Origin of the sequence: Gluconacetobacter takamatsuzukensis, from assembly GCF_014174275.1 — a bacterium.
Taxonomy (GTDB): domain Bacteria; phylum Pseudomonadota; class Alphaproteobacteria; order Acetobacterales; family Acetobacteraceae; genus Gluconacetobacter; species Gluconacetobacter takamatsuzukensis.
On sequence record NZ_JABEQK010000006.1, the window covers coordinates 212106 to 235215 of the forward strand.

General features: G+C 64.1%; 15 protein-coding genes. 4 read left to right on the forward strand and 11 right to left on the reverse strand.

Annotated features, from left to right (window positions below; all coding sequences use genetic code 11):
* Positions 1 to 70: 70 nt before the first annotated feature.
* The 3 genes from groL to HLH27_RS09885 are packed head-to-tail and all read right to left on the reverse strand — an operon-like array spanning position 71 to position 2252.
* Positions 71 to 1699 (reverse strand): chaperonin GroEL, encoded by a 1629-nt coding sequence (gene groL, locus HLH27_RS09875; RefSeq protein ID WP_182949841.1) that lies wholly within the window; start codon positions 1697 to 1699, stop codon positions 71 to 73.
* A gap of 15 nt (positions 1700 to 1714) precedes the next feature.
* Entirely contained in the window at positions 1715 to 2014 is a 300-nt protein-coding gene (locus HLH27_RS09880) for a co-chaperone GroES (RefSeq protein ID WP_182949842.1), read from the reverse strand.
* 28 nt (positions 2015 to 2042) lie between these two features.
* A complete protein-coding gene (locus HLH27_RS09885) occupies positions 2043 to 2252 on the reverse strand; it encodes a hypothetical protein (protein ID WP_182949843.1) in 210 nt (69 codons plus the stop codon).
* Positions 2253 to 2779: 527 nt separating this feature from the next.
* On the opposite strand from HLH27_RS09885, the gene HLH27_RS09890 reads away from it, so the two are divergent.
* Complete coding sequence (locus HLH27_RS09890) at positions 2780 to 3412, forward strand: peroxiredoxin (protein WP_182949844.1); 633 nt, start codon at positions 2780 to 2782, stop codon at positions 3410 to 3412.
* 15 nt (positions 3413 to 3427) lie between these two features.
* The gene (locus HLH27_RS09895; protein ID WP_182949845.1) at positions 3428 to 3913 is read left to right on the forward strand and encodes a thioredoxin domain-containing protein; all 486 of its coding nucleotides are present in this window, start codon (positions 3428 to 3430) and stop codon (positions 3911 to 3913) included.
* 84 nt (positions 3914 to 3997) lie between these two features.
* Here HLH27_RS09895 and HLH27_RS09900 read toward each other — a convergent pair whose 3' ends face one another.
* The 4 genes from HLH27_RS09900 to HLH27_RS09915 all read right to left on the reverse strand — a co-directional run bounded on the left by HLH27_RS09900 (position 3998) and on the right by HLH27_RS09915 (position 13329).
* Positions 3998 to 6433: a TonB-dependent receptor gene (locus tag HLH27_RS09900; protein WP_246375713.1), complete on the reverse strand. Its 2436-nt coding sequence runs from the start codon at positions 6431 to 6433 to the stop codon at positions 3998 to 4000.
* A gap of 475 nt (positions 6434 to 6908) precedes the next feature.
* A complete protein-coding gene (locus HLH27_RS09905) occupies positions 6909 to 8351 on the reverse strand; it encodes a GGDEF domain-containing protein (protein ID WP_182949846.1) in 1443 nt (480 codons plus the stop codon).
* Positions 8352 to 8857: 506 nt separating this feature from the next.
* Entirely contained in the window at positions 8858 to 10879 is a 2022-nt protein-coding gene (locus HLH27_RS09910; protein ID WP_246375714.1) for a phosphocholine-specific phospholipase C, read from the reverse strand.
* A gap of 8 nt (positions 10880 to 10887) precedes the next feature.
* The gene (locus HLH27_RS09915; RefSeq protein ID WP_182949847.1) at positions 10888 to 13329 is read right to left on the reverse strand and encodes a TonB-dependent receptor; all 2442 of its coding nucleotides are present in this window, start codon (positions 13327 to 13329) and stop codon (positions 10888 to 10890) included.
* A gap of 337 nt (positions 13330 to 13666) precedes the next feature.
* Between HLH27_RS09915 and HLH27_RS09920 the strand changes: the two genes are divergently transcribed.
* Entirely contained in the window at positions 13667 to 14365 is a 699-nt protein-coding gene (locus HLH27_RS09920; protein WP_182949848.1) for a GNAT family N-acetyltransferase, read from the forward strand.
* Positions 14366 to 14414: 49 nt separating this feature from the next.
* Here the strand turns inward: HLH27_RS09920 and HLH27_RS09925 are convergent, their stop codons facing one another.
* Entirely contained in the window at positions 14415 to 15869 is a 1455-nt protein-coding gene (locus tag HLH27_RS09925) for a catalase (RefSeq protein WP_182949849.1), read from the reverse strand.
* Positions 15870 to 15971: 102 nt separating this feature from the next.
* Between HLH27_RS09925 and HLH27_RS09930 the strand changes: the two genes are divergently transcribed.
* On the forward strand, positions 15972 to 16925 hold the full coding sequence (locus HLH27_RS09930; RefSeq protein WP_182949850.1) for a hydrogen peroxide-inducible genes activator: 954 nt from the start codon (positions 15972 to 15974) through the stop codon (positions 16923 to 16925).
* Between the two features lie 43 nt (positions 16926 to 16968).
* Here HLH27_RS09930 and HLH27_RS09935 read toward each other — a convergent pair whose 3' ends face one another.
* Genes HLH27_RS09935 through HLH27_RS09945 form a run of 3 tightly spaced genes read right to left on the reverse strand, consistent with a single transcriptional unit; the run spans position 16969 to position 22918 of the window.
* Positions 16969 to 18567 carry an efflux transporter outer membrane subunit gene (locus tag HLH27_RS09935; protein WP_182949851.1) on the reverse strand — a complete coding sequence of 533 codons (1599 nt, stop codon included), beginning with the start codon at positions 18565 to 18567 and terminating at the stop codon, positions 16969 to 16971.
* Positions 18564 to 19745 carry an efflux RND transporter periplasmic adaptor subunit gene (locus HLH27_RS09940; protein WP_182949852.1) on the reverse strand — a complete coding sequence of 394 codons (1182 nt, stop codon included), beginning with the start codon at positions 19743 to 19745 and terminating at the stop codon, positions 18564 to 18566. Before HLH27_RS09940 ends, HLH27_RS09935 begins: the two co-directional genes overlap by 4 nt.
* Complete coding sequence (locus HLH27_RS09945) at positions 19745 to 22918, reverse strand: efflux RND transporter permease subunit (protein ID WP_182949853.1); 3174 nt, start codon at positions 22916 to 22918, stop codon at positions 19745 to 19747. The genes HLH27_RS09940 and HLH27_RS09945 overlap by 1 nt, the downstream gene beginning before the upstream one ends.
* Between the last annotated feature and the right edge of the window lie 192 nt (positions 22919 to 23110).

Genomic DNA, 23110 nt, shown 5'->3' on the forward strand with positions numbered 1-23110 from the left:
TCCCGCCTCGTCGCCGAAGACGAAACGGATCGCGTCCGCCCCGGCGGACGAACGCGATCCGCCGTTTTCGTCAATATCCCGGATCCGCACCCTGCGGCGTGGAAGCAGATGATTTCGCCTCGGCTTTCTCGGTCACCAGCGCCTCGGTGGTAATCAGCAGGCTGGCGACGGACGACGCATCCTGCAACGCGGTGCGCACCACCTTGGTCGGGTCGATGATACCGGCCGCCACCAGATCCTTGTAGGCACCAAGCTGGGCGTCGAAACCATAGTGATAATCGTCGACCTCCAGAACCTTGCCCGCCACCACGGCCCCATCCTCGCCGGCATTCACCGCGATCTGGCGCAGGGGCGCCTGAAGAGCCCGGCGCACGATCTCGCCGCCGATCCGCTGGTCCTCATTATCGAAATGCAGCCGCGCCACGACCGAGGCCGCCCGTGCCAGCGCCGTGCCGCCACCCGGCACGATCCCCTCTTCCACCGCCGCGCGCGTCGCGTTCAGCGCATCGTCCACCCGGTCCTTGCGCTCCTTCACCTCGATCTCGGTCGAACCGCCGACACGGATGATGGCCACCCCGCCCGCCAGCTTCGCCAGACGCTCCTGCAATTTCTCACGATCGTAGTCCGACGACGTCTCCGCGATCTGCGCGCGGATCTGCGCGACCCGCCCCTTGATGGCGTCCGCCTCGCCCTCGCCATCGACCAGCGTGGTATTGTCCTTGTCGATCACCACCCGGCGCGCCTGCCCCAGTTGCGCCAGCGTCACCGATTCCAGCTTGATGCCCAGATCCTCGCTGATGACCTCGCCCCCGGTCAGGATCGCGATATCTTCCAGGATCGCCTTGCGCCGGTCGCCAAAACCGGGTGCCTTGACCGCCGCGATCTTCAGCCCGCCGCGCAGCTTGTTGACCACCAGCGTCGCCAGCGCCTCGCCTTCCACATCCTCGGCGATGATCAGCAGCGGACGGCCCGACTTGACCACGTTCTCCAGCAACGGCAGCAACGCCTGCAACGAAGACAGCTTCTTCTCGTGGATCAGGATGTAGGGATTTTCCAGATCCGCGATCAGCTTTTCGGTATTGGTCACGAAATAGGGCGAGATATACCCCCGATCGAACTGCAACCCCTCGACCACGTCCAGCTCGGTCTCGAACCCCTTGGCTTCCTCGACGGTAATCACACCGTCCTTGCCCACTTTCTGCACGGCGTCGGAAATGATCCGCCCGATCGCGGCCTCCCCATTGGCCGAAATGGTCGCGACCTGGGCGGTCTCCTCCCTGGTCGCGATCGGGCGGGTACGGGCCCGCAGTTCATCGAGCACGGCGGCAGTGGCATGGTCGATCCCGCGCTTGATATCCTGCGGATTGAACCCCGCCGCCACCGATTTCAGCCCCTCGCGCACGATCGCCTGCGCCAGCACCGTCGCGGTCGTGGTACCATCGCCGGCCAGGTCGTTGGTCTTGCTGGCAACCTCGCGCAGAAGCTGCGCGCCCAGATTCTCGAACCTGTCGGCCAGTTCGATCTCTTTCGCGACCGACACGCCGTCCTTGGTGATGCGCGGCGCGCCGAAGCTCTTCTCGATCACGACATTGCGCCCCTTGGGCCCCAGCGTGACCTTCACCGCGTCGGCCAGGATATCGATGCCGGCCAGAAGCCGCGCCCGGGCATCGCCCGCGAATTTGACGTCTTTCGTAGCCATGATGCTCTCCGAATGTCAGCGTGCGCCGGCAATGATGCCGAACAGGTCCGATTCCTTGACGATCAGAAGATCCTCGCCCCCGATCTTCACTTCAGTACCCGACCATTTTCCAAACAGGACATGATCGCCTTCATGCACACCCGGCGGCACGACCTGCCCGCGTTCGTCGCGCGCCCCCGGCCCCACCGCCACCACAATGGCCTCGACCGGCTTTTCCTGCGCCGAGTCGGGAATGATGATGCCGCCCACCGTCCGTTCGGCAGGGGTAATACGCCGCAGGACCACACGGTCATGCAGAGGACGAAATCCACTCATTGTCTCAAACCTTCCGGCGATTTCTCGTTTACCGCGCCTGGGCCAGGCTGTCCGCGTGGGCACGGCGAAACTGCCACACCACCTGCCGCGTCAGTTCGTCCGGCTCCGCCAGCACGCGGTTATGCAGGGGGCGCACACTGTCATGCGCGGCATAGAAGCGCCGCGTCTTGCGGTCGGCCTCCACGATCAGCGCACCCAGAAACGTACCCTCTATTTCGACGATCCGTGATTCAAACATTGCCTGCTGCCTTGTCGTTCCGCTTGCGCGGGTCCGCCGGCAGCATTCACCGCCGACACGTTATCGGGCGGGCGCCGGCTCCCTGTGGCCGGACCATCCCGCGCTACATCGATCGGTGCGACACATTCGCGCATTCATAAGGGTCATCGGACTCCATACCCCTGATGATCACGCCATATCTCAATGGCGACACGGGGGACGATACAGCCCCCTCGATGCCCGTCAAGATTAAAACAACATATGTTCGTGTTATGATTCATATTACGATTATTCACGTTATTAATGCGCACATCGCAACGTAAACCATATCAATATATTGTTTTAAATATATATTTTTCAAACTACCACCCCAGGCTCCAGCCCGGACGACAGCCTGCTTTCAGCCAGTTCGCCCGGTACGGTTGCACCAGACGCATCCCGGCGGCCCCTTATAATACCAAATTCAACGTTGAATGTTCGATATAACGATATAAGCTCGTTATCGAGCGCCCCGCATGTCGGGGCCTGGTTGGAAGGATACCGGCATCATGAGCATCCATCTCGGCGACGTCGCGCCCGATTTCGAGCAGGAGACGACCATCGGCCCCATCCGCTTTCATGAGTGGCTGGGAGAATCCTGGGGTATCCTGTTCAGCCATCCCAAGGATTTCACGCCGGTCTGCACGACCGAGCTCGGGGCCGTCGCCAAGCTCGCCCCGGAATGGGCGAAGCGCAACACCAAAGTCATCGGCCTGTCCGTCGACCCCGTCGGCAGCCACGCCGAATGGGCGGCCGATATTGCCGAAACCCAGGGCGCAACGGTCAATTTTCCGATTATCGCCGACGCCGACGGCAAGGTCGCAGCCCTCTACGACATGATCCACCCGGCGGCAGACCCCAAGGTCACGGTGCGCACGGTCTTCATCATCGACCCCGCGAAGAAGGTCCGGTTGACCCTCACCTACCCGCCCTCGGCCGGGCGCAATTTCGACGAAGTCCTGCGCGTGCTGGACAGCCTGCAACTGACGGACCGCCACAAGGTGACCACCCCCGCCAACTGGCACGAGGGCGACGACGTCATCATTGCCCCCTCGGTCAGTGATGAGCAGGCCCGCACCCTCTTCCCCAATGGCTGGAAGACCCTGCGCCCCTATCTGCGCCTGGTTGCCCAGCCCCGCTGAACAGGAGATCCGACGATGACGCTGTTCCCCGGATGGCAGGCCCCCGATTTCACGGCAGAGACGAATGCGGGCCCGATTCACTTCCATGCCTGGCAGCAGGGAAGCTGGGGCATCGTCATCACCCACCCGGCCGATTACGACCTGGACGGGTTGCGCCGCGCCGGCGCATGGGCGCTCTCCCGCTCCCAACCGGTGCGTCTGCTCGGCCTGTCACCCGCTCACGACGATGACAGCCCGTACGGCCCGGGCTTCACGATGGTCACGCAACAGGATGCAACCCGCGTCGCCCGCGCCTGGCAGGGCGTGACGGTCGATATCGGCGATATCATTCCAGAAGCACCGACCGCGGAACGCGCGGTATACATCATCGGTCCCGACCTGACGATCCGCACCACGCTGTCCCACCCGCCGGCACGCGGCCGGCAATTTACCGACATCATCCAGACCGCCGAGGCACTCGGCCTGGAAGACATCCCCCTCCGCCCCGTCCGGGCGGCCTGACAGGAAAAGCGCGCGGGCGCCCCCCACGCGCTTTCCCGACCCCCTTCCCCACAACGCCCGGCGCTGCGGAGAAAGGATCCAGCCTCAGAACTCCGCGCGGATCGATCCGAAGAACTGGCGCGGCGCCCCCAGCAGAAACGACTGGGCATCGCCCGACAGCGGAAAGCCGTTTTCGCCCATCGTCGAAACGTAGAACTGGTTGGTCAGGTTGTAGACGTTGAAATCCAGTTCCAGGTTCTGCATGAAGCCGAGCGAATGGGCATATTTCCCCATATTGCCGAACTTGTAGCGCATGCTGAAATTCGCCAGCCAGTAGGACGGCACTTTCGTATCGCCGGTATAGCTCAGATTACGCTGCGACATGTAGGACGCATCGATACTCGTATCGAAGCCCTTGTAGGCATAGCTGAGGCTGGATTTATACATCAGGCGCGGATAGGCGACGACCTGCGATCCCTTGGAATAATACGTGACGCCCTGGGTCGTGACATTGTCGTCGTATGTCGAATGATTCCAGCTGATACTGTTATACAGGGAGAGACCCCGCATCAGCCGCAGGGTCAGGCCGGCATCCACGCCATTCATCGTAATGCCGCCGACATTCAGCACCGTGGAGACCGGGTTCACGATGCTGCCGGACGTGATCTGCTGAAGGCGGTTGAAGAAGTCCGTGTGATAGGCATGCAGGGTCGCATCCATGAAATGGTCCGAATAGCGATACCCGACCGCATAGGCCCAGTCGCTTTCCGGCTTCAGGCTCGGCCGCGCATAATCGAACGCGGCCTGCGTCACCGCGAAGGGTGACGAGACGGTCTTGAACTGGCCCTGCGGATAGGCATGCACGTTCTCGGCGACATCGAAATAGAGTTCGTGATGCGTCAGGAAATGCCAGTCGCCGCTGATATGGGGCAGGAAGGCCCTGGCCGTCGTCAGCGTCCCCGCCGCCTCGGCGCCCGGCCCGTAATAGGCGGTATTGTAATAGCCATCCCCGGCGCGCGAGGTATTCAGCAGCGACTTGAAACCGAAATGCAGGGCAACGTTGGGCAGTGGATTGTAGGTATCCTGCACGAACGCCGTAAAGGTGTTGGTATTGGTGATCTGGCCGAACAGCTGCATGAACGGCGTCAGTTTCGTGAAATCGCCCAGCGTATTGACCGGCGTGCCCTGGATGACCCCATTGACCACCAGCGGCTGCTCATAGGCATACATGGTCGAAACGAACTTGTTGTTTTCGTACCAGACGCCGCCCTCGATATGGTTGTGCGCGACGTCATACTGCACCGACGACAGCACACCGAAACGCTGGATGCTCGGCTCCTTGACCTGCTCGAACATCGGCGCACCGTTCGGAGACGGATAGAACGGGTTGCTCCAGGTATTGTATTGCTGGCTGCCATGACCATAGAAGCTGGTCTTCCACCGCACCCGGTCGGTCAGGCGGAAATCGCCCGTCAGGCCGCCGAACAGATCGGTCGAGGCGGACGCACCATCGTAATAGGCAGCATCGGCCTTGTCGCTGATTCCGTTCAGATAGCTCGGATAATTGCCAAGCGCCGCAGCATACGACGCCAGATAGCCGCTGGCCTTCCCGTTATAATAGTTGTCGATATAGTTTCCGCCGTGCTTCCAGATATCCAGCGAGTAATCCTGGTAGTTATACTGCATGTACTGGCTGAAATCGAAAAACGCCGAGATCCTGCTATCCTCGCCGATCGGCTGGAGCAGCTTGGCGTTCACCTGCTGGAAGAACTGATTGCCGCCCGCCTTCCACTTGTCGGTGTTGTTGCGCATGTAGGACACATAGAATTTCGTGCCCGTATGGTTCAGCTCACCGCTGTCGAGGCGGACGAAGGTATGAAACAGGTTGTTGCTGCCGAAGGTCTGCGCAACCGTGGCACCATATTTCTTCTTCGGGTCGGAGGAATGATATTCGATCGACCCGCCCAGATTGTTCGTGCTGGCCACCGATTCGGCGCCCGCACCGGTCGAGACGTCCAGCCGGCCGACATTCTCCGAACTGATGGCCTGGATCGGATTCAGGCCGTTATAGTTGCGATAGGCCAGCTCACCCAGCGGAATATCGTCCAGCGTCGTGCTGATCTGGTTTTGCAGGAAGCCGTGCATATAGATCTGGGTCGACCAGGTATCCACACCCTGCGGATCGTCGGCCTGGAACATCACGCCGGGCTGCTGCGCCAGCACCTTCAGCGGGTTGGTGCCCGCCACGGCACGCGCGATCGCGCTCGCCCCGACCGTGATCATCGTGCCATGGGCGCGGCGCTGGGCCGAAATGGCGATATCCTCACCCTGCGACGGAACCTGGAGCGCGGCCCGCGTCGCCGCCGCATGCGCCGCCCCACCGGCCGGCACGGCGGCCGCTGGCGCCGCGCCCACCAGCCCGGGCTTTGCCTCCTTCGCAACCTTGGCCGTCTTCTTGTGATGCGGAGCCGTGGCCGAAGCCGCCCGCGCCCCATGGCCGACCGACAGCGCGGAGACCATCACAGTCGAAGAAAAAAGCATCGAGGCGAGGCGCACACCGTTATTTTTTGAAAGTCGTCGCATTCTGCTGAAGACTCCAGGATCATTGTTCGTGACGCGGATCGGGCACCGACCGGAATAATGTTACATTTTAGCAATGAACAGTCAACAAGAAATGCGACCGGCGCACGCCCGGTAACGACCACCTCAATACGTTGTTTATATTGATTAAGTCACCCGACGCAGAGGACCATCCAGACATATATTGACATAAATGCCGCAGATTACGCCTCTCTGCTTCACTTCCATTCGCACAGCGAGGCTAGGCGACTGCAAAGCGCCGTTCATGAATGGATGCGACACACATCATTTCGAATCTGACACGACATATGCCGTCCGGCCGGAGCGCACAATGCGCCCCGCATGGCCTCGTCCCCGATTACCATCCTGCCGGCGCCGGCACCCGCTCCCCGCCTCCCGCATGCCCCGCCGGGGCGATACGGGCCCGACGCCACGCCTATCGCGCGTCGTCCGCCGGAACAGGGACAAGATCGGCCACCGGTTCCTCGAACAGCGTATATCCATCCCGCCCCGCCGCCTTGGTCGCGTACAGGGCGGTATCGGCGCGATGGATCAGGTCGTCGGCGGTAATGCGTTCCATCCCGGTCATCACGGCGCCGATGCTGGCCGTGACCGACCGCGTGACACCGGCGAAGCAATAGGGCGCACGCAACGCGTCGCAGATCGTCACGCACAGCGCACGCAGTTCCTCGGGGGAAAACCGCCCGGGCACGAATGCCGCGAATTCGTCCCCGCCGAACCGCCCCACACAACCGCCACGCCATGTCACCAGATCGCGCAGCCGGATACTGAATGCCTTCAGGAACGCATCCCCCGCCTGGTGCCCCAGACTGTCATTGACCCCCTTGAAATCGTCAATGTCGATAAAGAAGACCACACCGGGCTGCGACCATTCCACGACCGACTTCAGAACCGCCTCGAATTTCTGGCGGTTCATGGCCGATGTCAGCCTGTCATGCGTCGCGGCATATTCCAGGTTGGCCTTCATCAGCAGCAACCGGCGGGTATCACGCCGCTTCTCGCCCACCGCGTTGTTGATCGGCAGCACGACCAGCAGCAGCGAGAACAGATAAGGCTGCATCATGCCCTCGCGCATCAGGCTGCCGTCGGGCGACAATCTGGCGATCGGCCCCAATCCACGCGCCGTCAGCGCCGAGGCAAAGGCGGACACGAAGAAGACCACCGTCAGGCTCCACGCCGGGCGGGCATGGAAGGCCAGCATCGCCAGCGCCGGATAGAGGAACAGAAACAGCGGCGAACGCGCCCAGGCAAAGCTGAGGATGGTCAGCACCACGCAGGACAGAAGCAGGAAGACATTCTCTTTCTCGACCTGCCGCCTCACCCGCCCCGGGCGGGTATAGCGCAGCAGGTTCAGCACGGCGGGCGTGGCCAGCAGCAGCCCCAGCGCGTCGCACAGAACCCATTGTATCCATTCACGGAGTGGCGGCGTGACGTCGTCCAGCACCAGATATTCGATGGCCACGCCGATCCCCGCCTCGATGGCGGCCGACAGAAGCGCGATGACGGTAAACACCGCAAACCGGCGCGAACGCGTCAGATCGATGGTCGCCCCGCAGAATCGCCGCGTCATCGGGGCTGCCAGCAGCACCTGCACGATATTGAGCGAGCACGCCAGAAAGCTCTCGGGTGGCGAGAGGGCGTCGGCGATCTTGTTGATCCCGAAATTGATCGCCAGACAGGCAGCCAGCACGCCCACCGCCAGGCGGGGACGCAAGGTCAGCAGCGCGACCAGCATCGCCGCGTTCGGCGGCCAGAAAGAGGCATAGCCGAATTCGTCGGTGAAGAAGAAGCGGGAGATCAGACAGCTCAGGCCAAAGACCCCGACCAGCATCGCGGCCGTGCCGAATCCTCGCTTCATTTCTGCCGAACGATATGGTCTCCAGCCCAATCAAGCCCCCTCGCGCAGCGTGTCCTGTACGACAAGTACCGCGATAACCGTCAACAGCAAACGCTCTATCCAGCCCATGCCCGCTCCAGCGGATCGACTGGCGATGACAGGGGCTTACGTTCTTTTATGACGGAATCAAAACGTTCAGCGCGCGTCCGTAATGTACCATCTTCACGATGATGACAGGCTCCGGACCTCTTGGAAGAACAATGGAATAGCCCCATCGTTCCCCGCAGGAACACGAACGCTCGCGGTCCGTGCCTCTCATGCCTTTCCTTGTGTTAGATAAATTTCCAATAGCTGTCCAGAAGACAGATGATCCAGACATTATTTGAAGAATGAACAGGCCGCGCGCGCCACGCCGCACAGGCCTCACGGCCCGCATCGGCCGCCCGGGGGCACCCTGGACAAGAGCGGAGCCACCGGCACAGGCACCCCGCGCGGGATCGCCCCGCGGCGCCTGCCGGGTCGGCCTGTCAGACGGTCGGCCCCGTCCTGCCGCCGATAGCCGGATCGGTCCGGCTGGGCCGCCCGGTCTCGCGATGGCCGGCAAGCCGCACGACGCGCCGGGCGCCATCGTCCAGCCCAACCGTCAGGTCATACCAATGATCGCTGGCCCCGATCCCGATCGTGACATCGACCGAACGTCCGGGCGGCACCACGACTTCCCGCCGCTCCCCGCCATAGCCATCCGCGATCACGACCCGGCGCGCGCTATCGGCGCCATGGCCCAGCCGCAGCACGACCGCATCGGTGGACCCGCCCGCCCGCAGGGCCACCGCGAACCCGGGAGAGGCCGCAAAGCGCCGGTAGAAGCCGTTTGGCCCATGCACCGTCATCGCCCCGGCGATCGCCACCGCCTGGCTGTCCCCGGCCCCCACCGTATAATGGCGCACGCCCTGCCCGTCGCGCACCCGGAACACGGCCCCCTGCGTGCCGGCGCAGCCCAGCCGCAGCGTCCCCTCCGCGTCCAGGTCGGCATGCAGGTCGTAGGGCAGCGGCCGCGCCGGGCGCTGCCCCTCTTCCTGGCGGGGAAGGGACTGCCGGTCGGGGATCACCGGCGGCGGCAGGCGGCACGAGGCTCGCGTCCGGCCCGGATAGTCCGCGGTATCCGGCAGGCTCGCCGGCCAGGGCGCCTCCCGGCGCGTGAAATCGAAGGCCGAGGTCAGGTCGCCGCAGACCGCCCGGCGCCAGGGCGTGATGTTCGGCGCCGCGACCCCGAACCGCGCCTCCAGAAAGCGCAGGACCGAAGTATGGTCGAAAACCTGCGAATTGACCCAGCCTCCCGTGCTCCACGGCGATATCAGCAGGGCCGGCACCCGCGGGCCCAGCCCGACCGGCTCGCCGCCATACACCTCGCCCGTCACCGACACCGTGCTGCCCCCGCGTCCGGTCTCCAGGGCCGGCACCGGCGGCGGCACATGGTCGAAGAACCCGTCATTTTCATCGTAATTCAGGATAAAGACCGTCTTCGCCCAGGTCTCCGGATGCCGCACGAACACATCCATCAGGCGCGAGATCAGGAATTCCCCATAGCCCGGCGGCGCATCGGGATGTTCCGACAGGGCGGTGGGCGGCACGATCCACGAGACCGCCGGCAGACGGCCGCTCGCCACATCCCGCTCGAAGGCCGCGACAAGATACCGGCCATCCGAATGGTTCATGTTCGCGCGGCTGGACCCGGCAACGATGCGCCGCGCGCGCTGATACTCCCAGGATCGCCGGTCCACGCCACGGAACGCGGCGAACGAGGCCAGCGGGTTGTCGCCGAAATTGTCGTATTCCTGATAGACCCGCCACGAGACCCCGGCAGCCTGCAACCGTTCGGGATAGGTCCCCCAGCGGAACGGCGCGAACGACGCCCGGTCATGCGCCATGTCGGCGGTCCAGTTGCCGTCATCGACATTCTCGACGGCCTGCCGCCCCTGGTCGCCGACGGCCAGCCCGTTGGTGCCGGTGAAGAAATACAGCCGGTTCGGATTGGTCGGGCCGAAGATCGAGGCATGATACGCGTCGCAGATCGTAAACGCGTCGGCCAGCGCGTAATAATACGGAATCTCCGCGCGCGTGAAATGGCCCATCGTCATGGCCGTCTTGCGCGGTATCCAGATATTCCAGTCGTCCCACGCCGCCTGCGTGCCTTTCCAGCCATGATCGAGGCTCGCCAGGCACGCGCTGGACGTATGGTCGGTATCGAAGCGGAACGGCAGCACCCGCCCGCCCTTCCCGTCCGGCTGCGCAAAGACCGGACTCCCGTCCGGCAGGCGCTCGGCCCTGGGGTCGCCATAGCCGCGCACCCCGTTCAGGCAGCCGAAATAATGATCGAACGACCGGTTCTCCTGCATCAGGATCACCACATGCGCCACGTCCGCAAGCGTGCCTGTCACGCGATGCGGCGGAATGGCCATGGCCCGGCGCAGATTGTCAGGCAACACCCCCCCGGCCGCCAGCCCGGCGCTCCATTGCAGAAAGCGCCGGCGTCCGGGGGCGGCACGCATCGAACCGGTCAGAAATGCTTGCGCAGGGTAAAGAACACCATGCGCGGCGAGCCCGATTGCAGCGTGGCGAAGGTGTGCGTCGGATCGGAGAATACGAACCCGTTGGTCCCGACCGAGGCGACATAGTGCTTGTCGAACAGGTTGCTCACGTTCACCTGTGCATCCACGCCGCGCAGCACCCAGTTGTTGCTGTGGAAGCGATAGCCCACATTGAGGTTGAAGATATCATTCGGCGCCACCCAGGCATCGTTCTCATAGGTATAGGTGCGCCGGCCCTGGTACTGCATGTTGATGTTGCCCCAGATCGAGCCGTCATCGTACCCAAGCTGCACATTGGCCAGGTTGCGCGGCATGGCCACCACATCCTTGCCCTGGGTGTAGTAGGTCGTCCCGCCGCTGGTGACGTTGTCGTTATATTTCGAATCGTTGAAGGCATAGGAGGCATAGATCGACCAGTTGGGGGCAAACTGGTAGTTGAAGGCCACGTCGACGCCGCGCGCCGTCACCCCGCCGACATTGGCCAGCGCCGCGGCATTGCCCTGCACGCCGGTTCCCTGCGTGATGGTCAGCAGGCGGTTCTCGAACTCGACATAATAGCCGGTGACCGATGCCTGGATATTATGGTCGTGATAGCGGTAGCCGACTTCCTCGGAATAGGACATTTCCGGCTTCAGCTTGTTCCGGATCGCCTCATACCCCGCGATCGTCGTGGCGAACGGGCTGGTCGCCCCGGTGTTCGAATTGTCGAAGGCCGCCATGTTGCGCGCGAAATCGGCGAAGACCTCGTTATGCGCATTGACGCGGTAATTCATCCCGATCTGCGGCAGGAAGCCATTGCTCGACTCGATCGAGCCCGACGGATAGCCGTCGGCCCCCTTCACGCCCAGGATGTTGCTGCCGATCTGGCGCGCATTATTGTCCACGATCAGCGACCGGAAGCCGTAATTCAGCTTCAGCGCCGGCGTGATCTGCCACGTATCCTGCAGATGGACCTGATAGGTCTTGGTATTGAACGCACCCTGCCACTGGGTGGCGAACCAGTTGTTCTTGTACCAGTACGTGCTGTCCGGCGTTCCCTCCAGCCCCAGCGGATAGAAGCGCCGCGCCTGTTCGAAATCGTTGTTCTCGAACCAGAACCCGCCTTCGATCGTGTGATGCCCCACCTTGTAGGTCAGCCCGCCGAGAAAGCCCTCGCGATGGATATCGTACTCGGTCGTCCGCACCGAAAGCGGCGCTCCGCCCAGTGCCGCCGGCGTCGCCTGGTACGGCGTGGCCCAAACGCCTTCGCCGCTGTTGGTATGACCATAGACCGACGCAAAGCCCTTGAGCCGGTCGGTTATGTCGAAATCCAGCCGCCCATAGCCCATCGCATCCTGGCGCAGCCCGGCCGCGTTGTAATAGACGAAGTCCGGATAGCTGCCGTAATTGGTGTTGCCGATTCCCGCCGGATAGGGCGTGCCGTTCTGGTAGGCATAGCCGATCTGCTTGGCCAGGTTGTAATTGCCGGTAATGTTGTCGACCCGGTATCCATATTTCGCGATCGTCGCCAGCGACAGGTCCTGATAGTCGTTTTCCTGCCGCAGCGACCAGTCCCCGAACAGGGTCAGCTTCACATGCTCGCCCAGCGGCTGGACGAACTTGGCGTTGGCCTGTTGCTGGCGCTGGATGCCGTCGCCCTTCCACTTGTTGGCGTCCTGATAGTCGTAGGAGACATAGAACTTTCCGCCCCCGGGCAGCACGCCGCTATTGACGCGCATGAAGGTGCGCCACGTCCCCGACGACCCGACCGTTCCCGCCACATCCACGCCGAACTTGCCGGTCGGGTCGATCGAGGTGAATTCCAGCGCACCGCCCAGATTGTTCGAAGCCGCGACACCCACCGACCCCGCACCCTGGGTCAGGGTCGCGCGCCCGTTATTCTCGGTCTGTAGCGCACGGCCGATCGACAGCCCGTTATCGTTGCCATAGGCCAGATTGCCCAGCGGCACCCCGTCCATCGTAAAGCCCAGCCGGCTCTGGTCGAATCCGCGAATGATGATCTGCTGCGACCATTCGTACGACCCCAGCGGGTCGGACGAGGTGAACATGACACCCGGCAGTTTTGAAAGTGCCTTGAAGGGGCTGGTGCCCGGCACATATTGCTGGATCGCCAGATGCGACACGGTCTGCGTCTCGCGCGCGGCCCCGGCCCCCAGCACCATGATCGCCTCGCTCCCGCTCGCGACATGCACCGCCGGCGCCGGCACGGCGGCCGGGCGCGCCACATAGGCGGGGCCGGCCGCGACCGGCGCGGCCTTGGCCTGCGCGGGCACCGCTTGCGTCTGCGTCGCCTGCGTGTGCGACGGCTTGCGAACCTTGTGCTTCTGGCTCGCGGTGGCGGCAATCGCCCCCTGATGGATCATGACGGCGGTAAGGCAGGTGGTCACGAAAAGGGCCGCGCTCTTGTTCATATCGCTCCGTCCTGCTGGCTGTGCGTCGCCATGACGCCGCTCCCGGTTATGGCCGCCTTAATATGATCGGCGTCCCGTCAGGTCTCGTTATGATTTTGTGACAATCGTTTCTTCTCTGTGCGTCCAGTTTATTTCGCAAATGTTATGTTTTGCCAAATGACAGCGCCCTGCAAGCAGAATCAAAGCCATTGACGAACAATGGCGAAACGAAACAAGATTTTGACGGTTTCATTCCACGGGGCACCCGCCGGCCACCCTTCCGGCCGGTTTGTTGACTTCGCCGGCAAATCGGCGCACGCGCAGTCCCCGATTCCGAACCCGTCCGAAGGCCCCCTCGATGTCCCAGCCTGAAAAGCCGCCGGCCGGCCATCCCCTCGACCGGCCGGTATGGCAGGCCCTGACAGGCCCCCAGGCCCATTTCGCCATCACCAGCGGCACGGCACGGCGATTCGATCCCGCCTACGGCCCCTTCGCGGCCGCCATCGACGATTCCGGGCCGTCGCTGCACGATCTGGCCCAACTGGCCGCGCGGGATGAAATCTGGCTGCTGGAAAAACATCCACCCCTGCACATCCCGGGGCTGACCGCGCTCAAACGGGCCGACTGCGTGCAGATGGTCGCCCACACGCTCACCGCCGCCCCCAGCCGCTTTCCCGTCATGGACCTGGGCGCCGACGACGCGCCGGACATGCTGGCGCTGGCAACGTCGACGCAACCCGGCCCCTTCCGCGCCCGCACCCACGCGCTGGGCCGCTTCATCGGCATCCGGGACGCAGGCCGCCTGGTCGCGATGGCCGGCGAACGCACGCAACCTGCCGGGTATGTCGAGGTCAGCGGCGTCTGCACCCATCCCGACCATCGCGGACGCGGCTATGTCGGGCTCCTGATGCGCGAAGTCGCAGCCCGGATCCTGGCCCGCGGCACCCTTCCCTTCCTGCATTGCTACGCGACCAACGCCGGGGCGATCGCGCTCTACAGGTCCCTCGGCTTCACCCCGTTCCAGACCGTCACCGCCGCCGCCTTCGCGGTCGCCTGACCGGCCGGGGCACACGCCCCCGGCCGGCAATCGCCCCTATCCGCCGCTCCTATCCGGCCGCGCGCTCCAGCGCCCGACGCACCCCCTCCGCCCATGCCGGATCGGCCCGGGCGAAATGTGCCAGCTGGCGTTCGATAATCCCGCTCGGCACTCCCTGCATCGACGCCGCGATATTCCCGAAGAAACGCTGCTTCTGCGCCTCGTCGAACAGATGGAACAAGGCCGCCGGCTGGCCGTAATCGTCATTGTCCGCGCGATGGTCGTAATACCCCGCCGCGCCGTCCAGCCTCAGCGGCGGCTCCTTCGCGCGCGGGTCTTCCACCGGCCCGCCGAACGAGTTCGGCTCGTAATACGCATCCGTGCCCTGCGGCGCGTCGAAACGCATGCCCCCATCGGCATGATAGGTGCGGACCGGGCCTTTCGGCCGGTTGACCGGCAGGCTCTCGTAATGCGTGCCGACGCGATAGCGATGGGCATCGGCATAAGCAAACAGCCGCGCCTGCAACACCTTGTCCGGAGAATAGCCGATTCCCGGCACGATATTCGACGGCGAGAACGACGCCTGCTCGACTTCCGCGAAATAATGCGCCGGGTTGCGGTTCAGCTCCAGCACCCCCACCTCGACCAGCGGAAAATCCCCATGCGGCCAGACCTTGGTCAGGTCGAACGGGTCGAAGGACTGCCGCGCGGCGTCCTCCTCCGCCATGATCTGCACCGACAGCGTCCAGCGCGGAAAGTCGCCGGCCTCGATGGCATCGTACAGGTCGCGCTGCGCACTTTCCCTGTCCCTGCCGATAATCCCGGCGGCTTCCTCGTCGGTCCAGTGGCGATGGCCCTGATGGGTCTTGAAATGGAACTTCACCCAGAACCGCTCGCCATCATCGTTCCAGAACGAATAGGTGTGGCTGCCGAACCCGTCCATGAAGCGGAACCCGCGCGGCAATCCGCGATCCGAGAACAGGATCGCAACCTGATGCAGGCTTTCCGGACTCAGCGACCAGAAATCCCACATGGCGGTGGCCGAACGCATGTTGGTGCGCGGATGCCGCTTCTGCGTGTGGATGAAATCGGGAAATTTCATCGGGTCCCGGATGAAGAAGACCGGCGTGTTGTTCCCCACCAGGTCCCAGTTGCCTTCGTCGGTATAGAATTTCAGCGCAAAGCCGCGCACGTCCCGCTCGGCATCCGCCGCCCCCCGCTCCCCCGCGACGGTCGAAAAACGGGCCAGCACCTCGGTCGTCCGGCCGATCTCGCCAAAGATCGCAGCACGCGTATACCGCGCGACATCCCCGGTGACGGTAAAGGTGCCGTATGCGCCGGAACCTTTCGCATGCACGACCCGCTCGGGGATGCGCTCGCGATTCTGGTGCGCCAGCTTTTCCAGCAAATGGTAGTTCTCCAGCAGCAGCGGCCCGTGGCGGCCGGCGCTCTTGCTGTTCTGGTTGTCGGGCACGGGCGCACCCGCGCTGGTGGTCAGGACGGGGCGGGTCGTCTGGTCGGACATGGTGCTTTCCTCTCCGGAACTGAAGCTGGACCATGCGTAACCGCCACCAATCGATAGATAAAATCGATTCTTTCTATCAATACGATAGGATATACCTATCATATGGCATCCCCTCCTCCCCACTCCCTCGCCGGCCTCACCCTGCGAGACCTGGATTACGTCCTGACGGTCAGCCGCACCGGCCATTTCGGCCGGGCGGCACGGCTCTGCGGCGTCAGCCAGCCCGGCCTGAGCGAGCAGATCCGCAAGGTCGAATCCCTGCTGGGCTGCACGCTCTTCGAACGCGGGCGCCGGGGCACCCGCCCGACCGAGCGCGGCGCGGCCCTGATCCCCTTTGTCGAGCGCATCGTCCGCGATGCCCATATCCTGATGGAACAGGCACACGGCACCGCGCACGACCTGGCGGGCCCCCTGGCGCTGGGCATCATTCCCACGCTGGCGCCCTATTACATGCCCATCCTGCTGCAACGCCTCCGCGCCGCCCACCCCGACATCGCGCTGCGCCTGACCGAGGACCGGACAACGGAGCTCACCCGGCAATTGCTGGACTACACGCTGGATATCGCCATCGCGGCCCTGCCGGTGCCGGAGCCCGGCATCACCACCGTCCCTCTCTTCTTCGAGCCGTTCCGTCTTCTGGTCCCCCGCGCCCATCCGCTGGCCGCGAAATCCGCGCTCTCCGCCGCCGATCTCGACAGCGCCGACCTGATCCTGCTCGATGCCGGCCATTGCCTGCGCGACCAGACGGTCTCGCTGTGCGGCCCGGCCGCCCCGCCCCACCCCGACCTGGACGGCCCGATCGCAACCAGCGTGGAAATGCTGCGCTACATGGTCGATGCGGGCGAGGGTATCGCCGTCATGCCCGAACTGGCGGTCAATGCCGACACCGGGGCCCGCGGCTTCTCCCGCGCCATGCCCTTCGCATCGCCCGATATCGGCCGGACCATCGGCCTCTGGTGGCGCGCCACCGACCCCCGCGCCCCGCTGTTCGGGCAACTGGCCCGGGAACTGACCATGACCATCAAGGCACCGGGCACAAAAAAGGCGGAGCGATAAATCCGCCCCGCCTTTCCCGTTCCATCCGCCCTGACCGGGCGACCTAATGCCCGGACGGAACCGGTGCCGCCCCGGTATTGAACACCGGGGCCCCACCGCCCAGATTGTCGAACGGCGCCTCGTCCCGCACGCTGTCGATGCCGCCGGCCGGCTCGGGATGATGCAGCCCGTCATATTGCAGGACCGAGAACGTCATCGTCTGGTCCGGCGTCGGCAGCAGCCTGTCGTTCCACCCGCCGCCGAGCGCACGGATCAGCCCGATCTCCGCCTGGAAATAGCGGGTCTCGACCTGCACCTGCGAAATCTGGGCCTCCAGGGCCGCTTCCTGCGCCACGATCGCGTCCAGATAAGGCGACACGCCGCCCTTGTACAGGGTCATGGTCATGCCCTGCATGTCCAGCGCCGCCGACGTCGCCGCCTTCAGCCGGTCGTTTTCCGCCCACAACCGCTCGGTGCGCGACAACCCGTCCTCCACCTCGCGAAACGCCCCGAGCACCGAGGACCGGTAATGGTCGCGCGTCTCGCGATAGCTGGCCCACGAGGCCTGCAAGGCCGCCCGGCGCAACCCGCCCTCGAAGATCGGCATCGAGGCCGACGCGCCATAGGACCACATGCTGTTCGCCAGATTGGCCAGGTCGAACCCGTTGGCATCGAACCCGCCATTGGCATTCAGCGAGACATGCGGATAGAACGCCGCCCGCGAAACCCCGATGGCCCGGTTGGCCTGCGCCATCTCGCGCTCCGCCGCCGCCACGTCCGGCCGACGCTGCAACAGGTCGGACGGCACGCCGAGGGGAATATGCGCCCGCACGAATGCCAGCGTATCGGTCGGCGCGATATGGAAGCCGGAGGGCGCGCTGTTGGTCAGCACCGCGATCGCATGCTCCGTCACCTCGCGCTCGGCCTTGATATCCAGCTCCGCCGCCTGGGTCACATACAGCCGGTTCTGCGCACGGGCCAGGTCCAGGCGGGGCGCCGCCTGGTTGGCAAGCTGCGTCCGGGTCACGCTCAGCGCCTGCTCGTAATAGGCGATGGATTTGCGATAGATCGCGTCCTGCGCGTCATATCCGCGCAACGCCACGTAATCGCTGGCCAGCTCCGCCTGCAGGCTCAGCCGCGCCCCGGCATAATCCGCCGCCTTCTCCTGGGCCGAGAATTTCGCCATGCGCACCTGGTTGCGGATCTCCGACCAGAAATCCGGCTCCCACGACGCCAGCCCGCCATAGAATTCGTCGGTCTGCGTCAGCGCCCCCTTGTAGCGGAACAGCCGGTCGGCCGACTGCTTGTTGTCCGAGGCCCCGAAAGCCAGGCCGAAATGCGGCAGCAGGTCGGCCCGTGCACTCATGACCATGGCCCGCGCCTGGACAAACCGCTCGGCCGCCGCCTGCAGGTCGGCATTCGCGGCCACAGCCTTGTCCTCCAGCGCATCGAGCTGCGGATCGTGCAGCAGCGTCCACCAGTTCGACGGCAATTGCGTATCCGCCGGCGTCGCGGTGGCGAACACCCCCTGCCCATGCCAGTTCGCGGGCACAATATAGGTCGGGGGATGATAGGCGGGCGCCAGATCGCAGGCGGACAGCGCCGCCAGCGACAGCATCGCCCCGCCGGACATCATGGTCCGGCGCAATGACCGCATGATCATCCCTCGATTTCCTCGTCCTCTTGGTCGTACCCCTTGGCCGGCTGGACGACATGCACCTTCTGGCCTTCCAGCAGGTCCGCCGGCGGGTTGTTGATGATCCGGTCGGTGGGCGAAACCCCCGACGTCACGTCGGTCTCGGCATCGGCCATGCGCCCCACTTCGATGTCGTGGTAATGCACCACATCGTTGGCATCCAGCACCGCGACCTGCATGCCCTTCTCCTCGAACACCAGGGCGGCGGTCGGGATCTGGAACACACCGGGCGTCGAGGCCGCCGTCATCTTCACCGATGCGAACGTGCCCGGCCAAAGCTCGTGTTTGTCGTTGTCGATGATGAATTCCGTGATCGCGGTGCGGGTATTGGGGTCATACCCGCGCGCGATGGTCAGGAAATCGGCCTTGAAGGTCCGGTTCGCAAACTGCGGCACGCTGACTTCCGCCGTCATGCCGGGCTTGAGAATATACGAGAACGTCTCGGGCACCGACACGAACAGCCGCATCTTGTGCATGTCCGACACGGTAAAGAGCTGGCTGGCATCGCCATTGCTGCCATGCTCCCCGGCCCCGCTGCTGACATAGTCGCCCACATTGATGTCGCGCGACGTCACCACGCCGTCGAACGGCGCAACGATGGTCTTGAAGCGCTCCAGCGCCTCGAACTGGTCGACCTTGTGCTCGGCCGCCTGCATCACCGCCAGCCCGGCCTTCTCGTTCGCATCGGCGACCGAGACCGACTGGCCCGACACCGCCTGCGACTTGCCCATCGCGCGCCAGCGGCTGGCGCTCACCACGGTCAGGTTGTACTTGGCCTGCGCCTCCGCCAGGTCGGCCTTGGCCTGGGCATATTGCGCATCCAGGCTGGGGGCATTGATCTCGGCCAGCACGTCGCCGGCCTTCACCTCGGCGCCGTAATCCTTGTACCACATCTTCACGTAGCCCGAGGCCTGCGGAAAGAGCGGCGCCTGGTACCAGGCATCGATATTGCCCGGCAGGGTCAGGGTCACGGTCTTGGGCGAAGGCTTCGCCTGGATGACCGCGACATCGGGCAGCGCATTGCCCAGCGTCTCGGCACGCAGGGCCGTCACCGCATGGACCCGCGTGACCACCTGGTAGCCGACCAGCACGGCCAGGACACATGCCCCCGTCGCCAGCAGGGTGTTGCGTGACAGGGAAGCCATCAGACGGTCTCCTTCCGGCTCGACGAGCGGTTGTAGATAATCGCGTAGACACAAGGGACGAACAGAAGCGTGGAAATGGTGGCCACGATCAGGCCGCCGATCACCGCCTTGCCCAGCGGCGCATTCTGCGAATTGCTGATCGACATCGGCACCATGCCCACGATCATCGCGGCAGCGGTCATCAGCACGGGGCGGATACGGCCGTACCCAGCCTCCAGCGCCGCCTTCAGCGCATCGCCATGGATTTCCATCCGCTCGCTGGCATAGGACACGACCAGAATCGAGTTCGCGGTGGCCGTTCCCATGCACATGATGGCACCGGTCAGGGCCGGCACCGACAGGTGCGTATGCGTCAGGAACAGGCTCCACGCGATCCCCGCCAGCGCCCCCGGCAGGGCCGAGATGATGATGAACGGATCAAGCCAGGACTGGAAGTTGACGACGATCAGCAGGTAGATCAGCGCGATCGAGATCGCCAGCCCGCCGATCAGCTGCGCGTAGGCGCTGCGCATCGTCGTCGCCTGGCCTTCCACGTCCACCGCCGCCCCGCGCGGCACGTCGGCCGCCGTCTGGGCGATCACCCTGTTCACGCCCGACAGCACGGTGCCCAAATCGGTGCCTTCGGCCGACACGTAGATGTCGAACGCGGGCATCGAGTTATAGTGCGAAACCTGCCCCGGCGTGCCGGTCGCGCTGATCGTGCTGACGGCGCCCAGCAACTGCATGCCCTTGCCGGTCGGGTTCCCATCCCCCTTGTCGACCGGGATCGACAGCAGGTCGTTGAAGTGCGTCAGCTGGTTCTGCGTCACATAGGTGTTCAGCAGAAAGGTCACGCCCCAGACCGGATCGTACCAATATTGCGGATCGACGGTCGAGCTGCCCGACAGCGTCATCAGCTCGTTGTCGGCCAGGTCGGCGGCATCCACGCCGGTGGCCTGGCTGAAGGTCCGGTCCCCCTTCACGAACAGGGTCGGCGTCTTCATCGTCTGTTGCAGCGACACGTCGCTGGCACCGGGCACCAGGCGCAGCTTGTTCGCCAGTTCGACGGCATATTTGTAGCTCTTGTTCAGCTCCGGCCCCGTGATCTTGATATCGATCGGCGAGGGCGAGCCGAAATTGAGGATCTTCGCCGTCAGGTCCGCGGGCTGGAAGGTAAAGACCGTCCCGGGGAAGCTGGCCGACAGGCCCTTGCGCAGCACGGCGCGATAATCCCACACCGGCGCCTCCGCCTCGGTCAGCGTGATCGTCAGGTCGCAATCCTGCGTGCCGATGGTCGGCGTCGGGATGAAGGCCTGGTTGTGCGGCGCTTCGGCAAGGCCGCAATTGCTGACCACGTCGTCCACCTTGCCGGGTAGCAATTCATGGATGCGGTCGCTGACCAGCGTCGCGATCCGTCCCGCAACCTCGATCCGGGTCCCCAGCGGCGCGCGCATGTGCATCTGCAACTGGTCGGACTTGATCTCGGGGAAGAAGTCGCGCCCGGCCACCAGGTACAGCCCCATCGACAGCACCGACAGGCCAAGGAAGATCGAGGCAAACCGCACCCGCCCGGCAATGGCGCGCTCCAGGAACGCCCCATAGGCCTCGCGGAAGCTGGTGAAGCGGCGCTCGAACCCGCGCTGGAAGCGCGAGAAGACATTGCCCCCCTTCAACTGGTCCTCATGCGTGTCATGCCCGTGCGCGCCATGGGTCTGCCCCGCCAGCAGAAACTTCGCCATGGTCGGCACCAGGGTCCGCGACAGGATGAACGAGGCGATCATAGCGAAGATGATGGCTTCGGCCATCGGCATGAACAGCCAGCCCGCCACGCCGCCCAGTTCGAACAGCGGCAGCCAGACGATGCAGATGCAGGTGGTGGAAACGAAGGTCGCAATCACGATCTGGTTGGCCGCATCGATGATCGCGACCTCCAGTTCCTTGCCCATTTCCAGATGGGTATCGATATTCTCGATCATCACGGTGGCATCGTCGACCAGGATGCCGACCGCCAGCGCCAGCCCGCCCAGGGTCATGACATTGATCGTCTGCCCCGCCCAGCCCAGCCCGATGACCGCGCACAGGATCGCCAGCGGGATCGAGGTGGCGATGATGACCGTCGATCGCCACGATCCCAGGAACAGCAGCACCACCAGCCCGGTCAGGAACGCCGCCGTCACCATCTCGCGCAGCACGTCCTGGATCGAATCCTTCACGAAGCCCGAGGCATCGTTCAGGACCGAGAGGTGCGCGGTCGCCGGGATCACCTTCTCCAGCCGCGGCATCAGCGCCTTCACGCCCGACACCACGTCCAGGGTCGAGGCCTCGCCGCTCTTCATCACCACCATCACCACGGCCTGCCGGCCCTTGACCAGCACCAGGTTGGTCTGCGGATGCCCGCCGCGATAGACCTGCCCCAGATCGTGCATGTAAACGACCGAATTGCCGACACGCTTGATGGGGATGTTGCTCAGTTCCTCCATCGTGCGCGGCTGGGCGTTGGTCGCCACCATCCAGTCGGTGGCACCGATCTTCTGGTCGCCAGCCGGGCGCACGATGTTCTGCTTGTCCAGGACGTTCTGCACGTCCATCGCCGACAGGTGGTGCGCCTGCAACTGCTTCTGGTCGAGCGCGAACATCACGAACGCATCCATGCCGCCATAGGGATGCGGCACGATGGCACCGGGCACCGTCACCAGCAGGGTACGGATGCGGATCTGCGCCAGCTTGAACAGGTCCGACGGCGTCATGGTGGGCGAGGTCAGTTCGAGCGTGATGACCGGAACCGACGAAGCCTCCAGCTTCATGATCATCGGCGCCGGAATCTTCTCCGGCAACTGCATCAGCACGGTCTGCGAAATCGCGGTGACGTCCGCTTCCGCCGATCCGATATCCGTGCCGGGCTGGAAGAAGATCTTCACGATGCCCCGACCGTAATAGGAATCGGACTCCATGTGCTCGATTCCCTCGACCGTCGAGGTCACGCCCTGTTCGTAATTGTACATGACGCGGGCGGCGAACTCGTCGGGCAGCAGACCGGCATAGGTCCACACCACGGCAATCGCCGGAATCTTGATATTGGGAAAGACGTCTGTCGGCGTCTTGAGGGCGGACATGACGCCGAACAAGACGATCAGGATCGACAGAACGACAAATGTGTACGGCCGTCGCAGGGCCGTCACGACGATTGCATTCATATGTGAGTTTTTCCCCGTCCAGGGCTTATACCGGCATCAGGAGGAAACAGGCCGCACGACCGCACCCGGAAGACGGGCACGCCAATTAGTTTCTTGAACGAAACAAGAATCGGCGCATCCGTCCGCCGCCAGGGCCATGTCCGGCCAGGTCACCGCGCGGCGCGCGGGACAATATTCCTGTTCGGGTCAGGG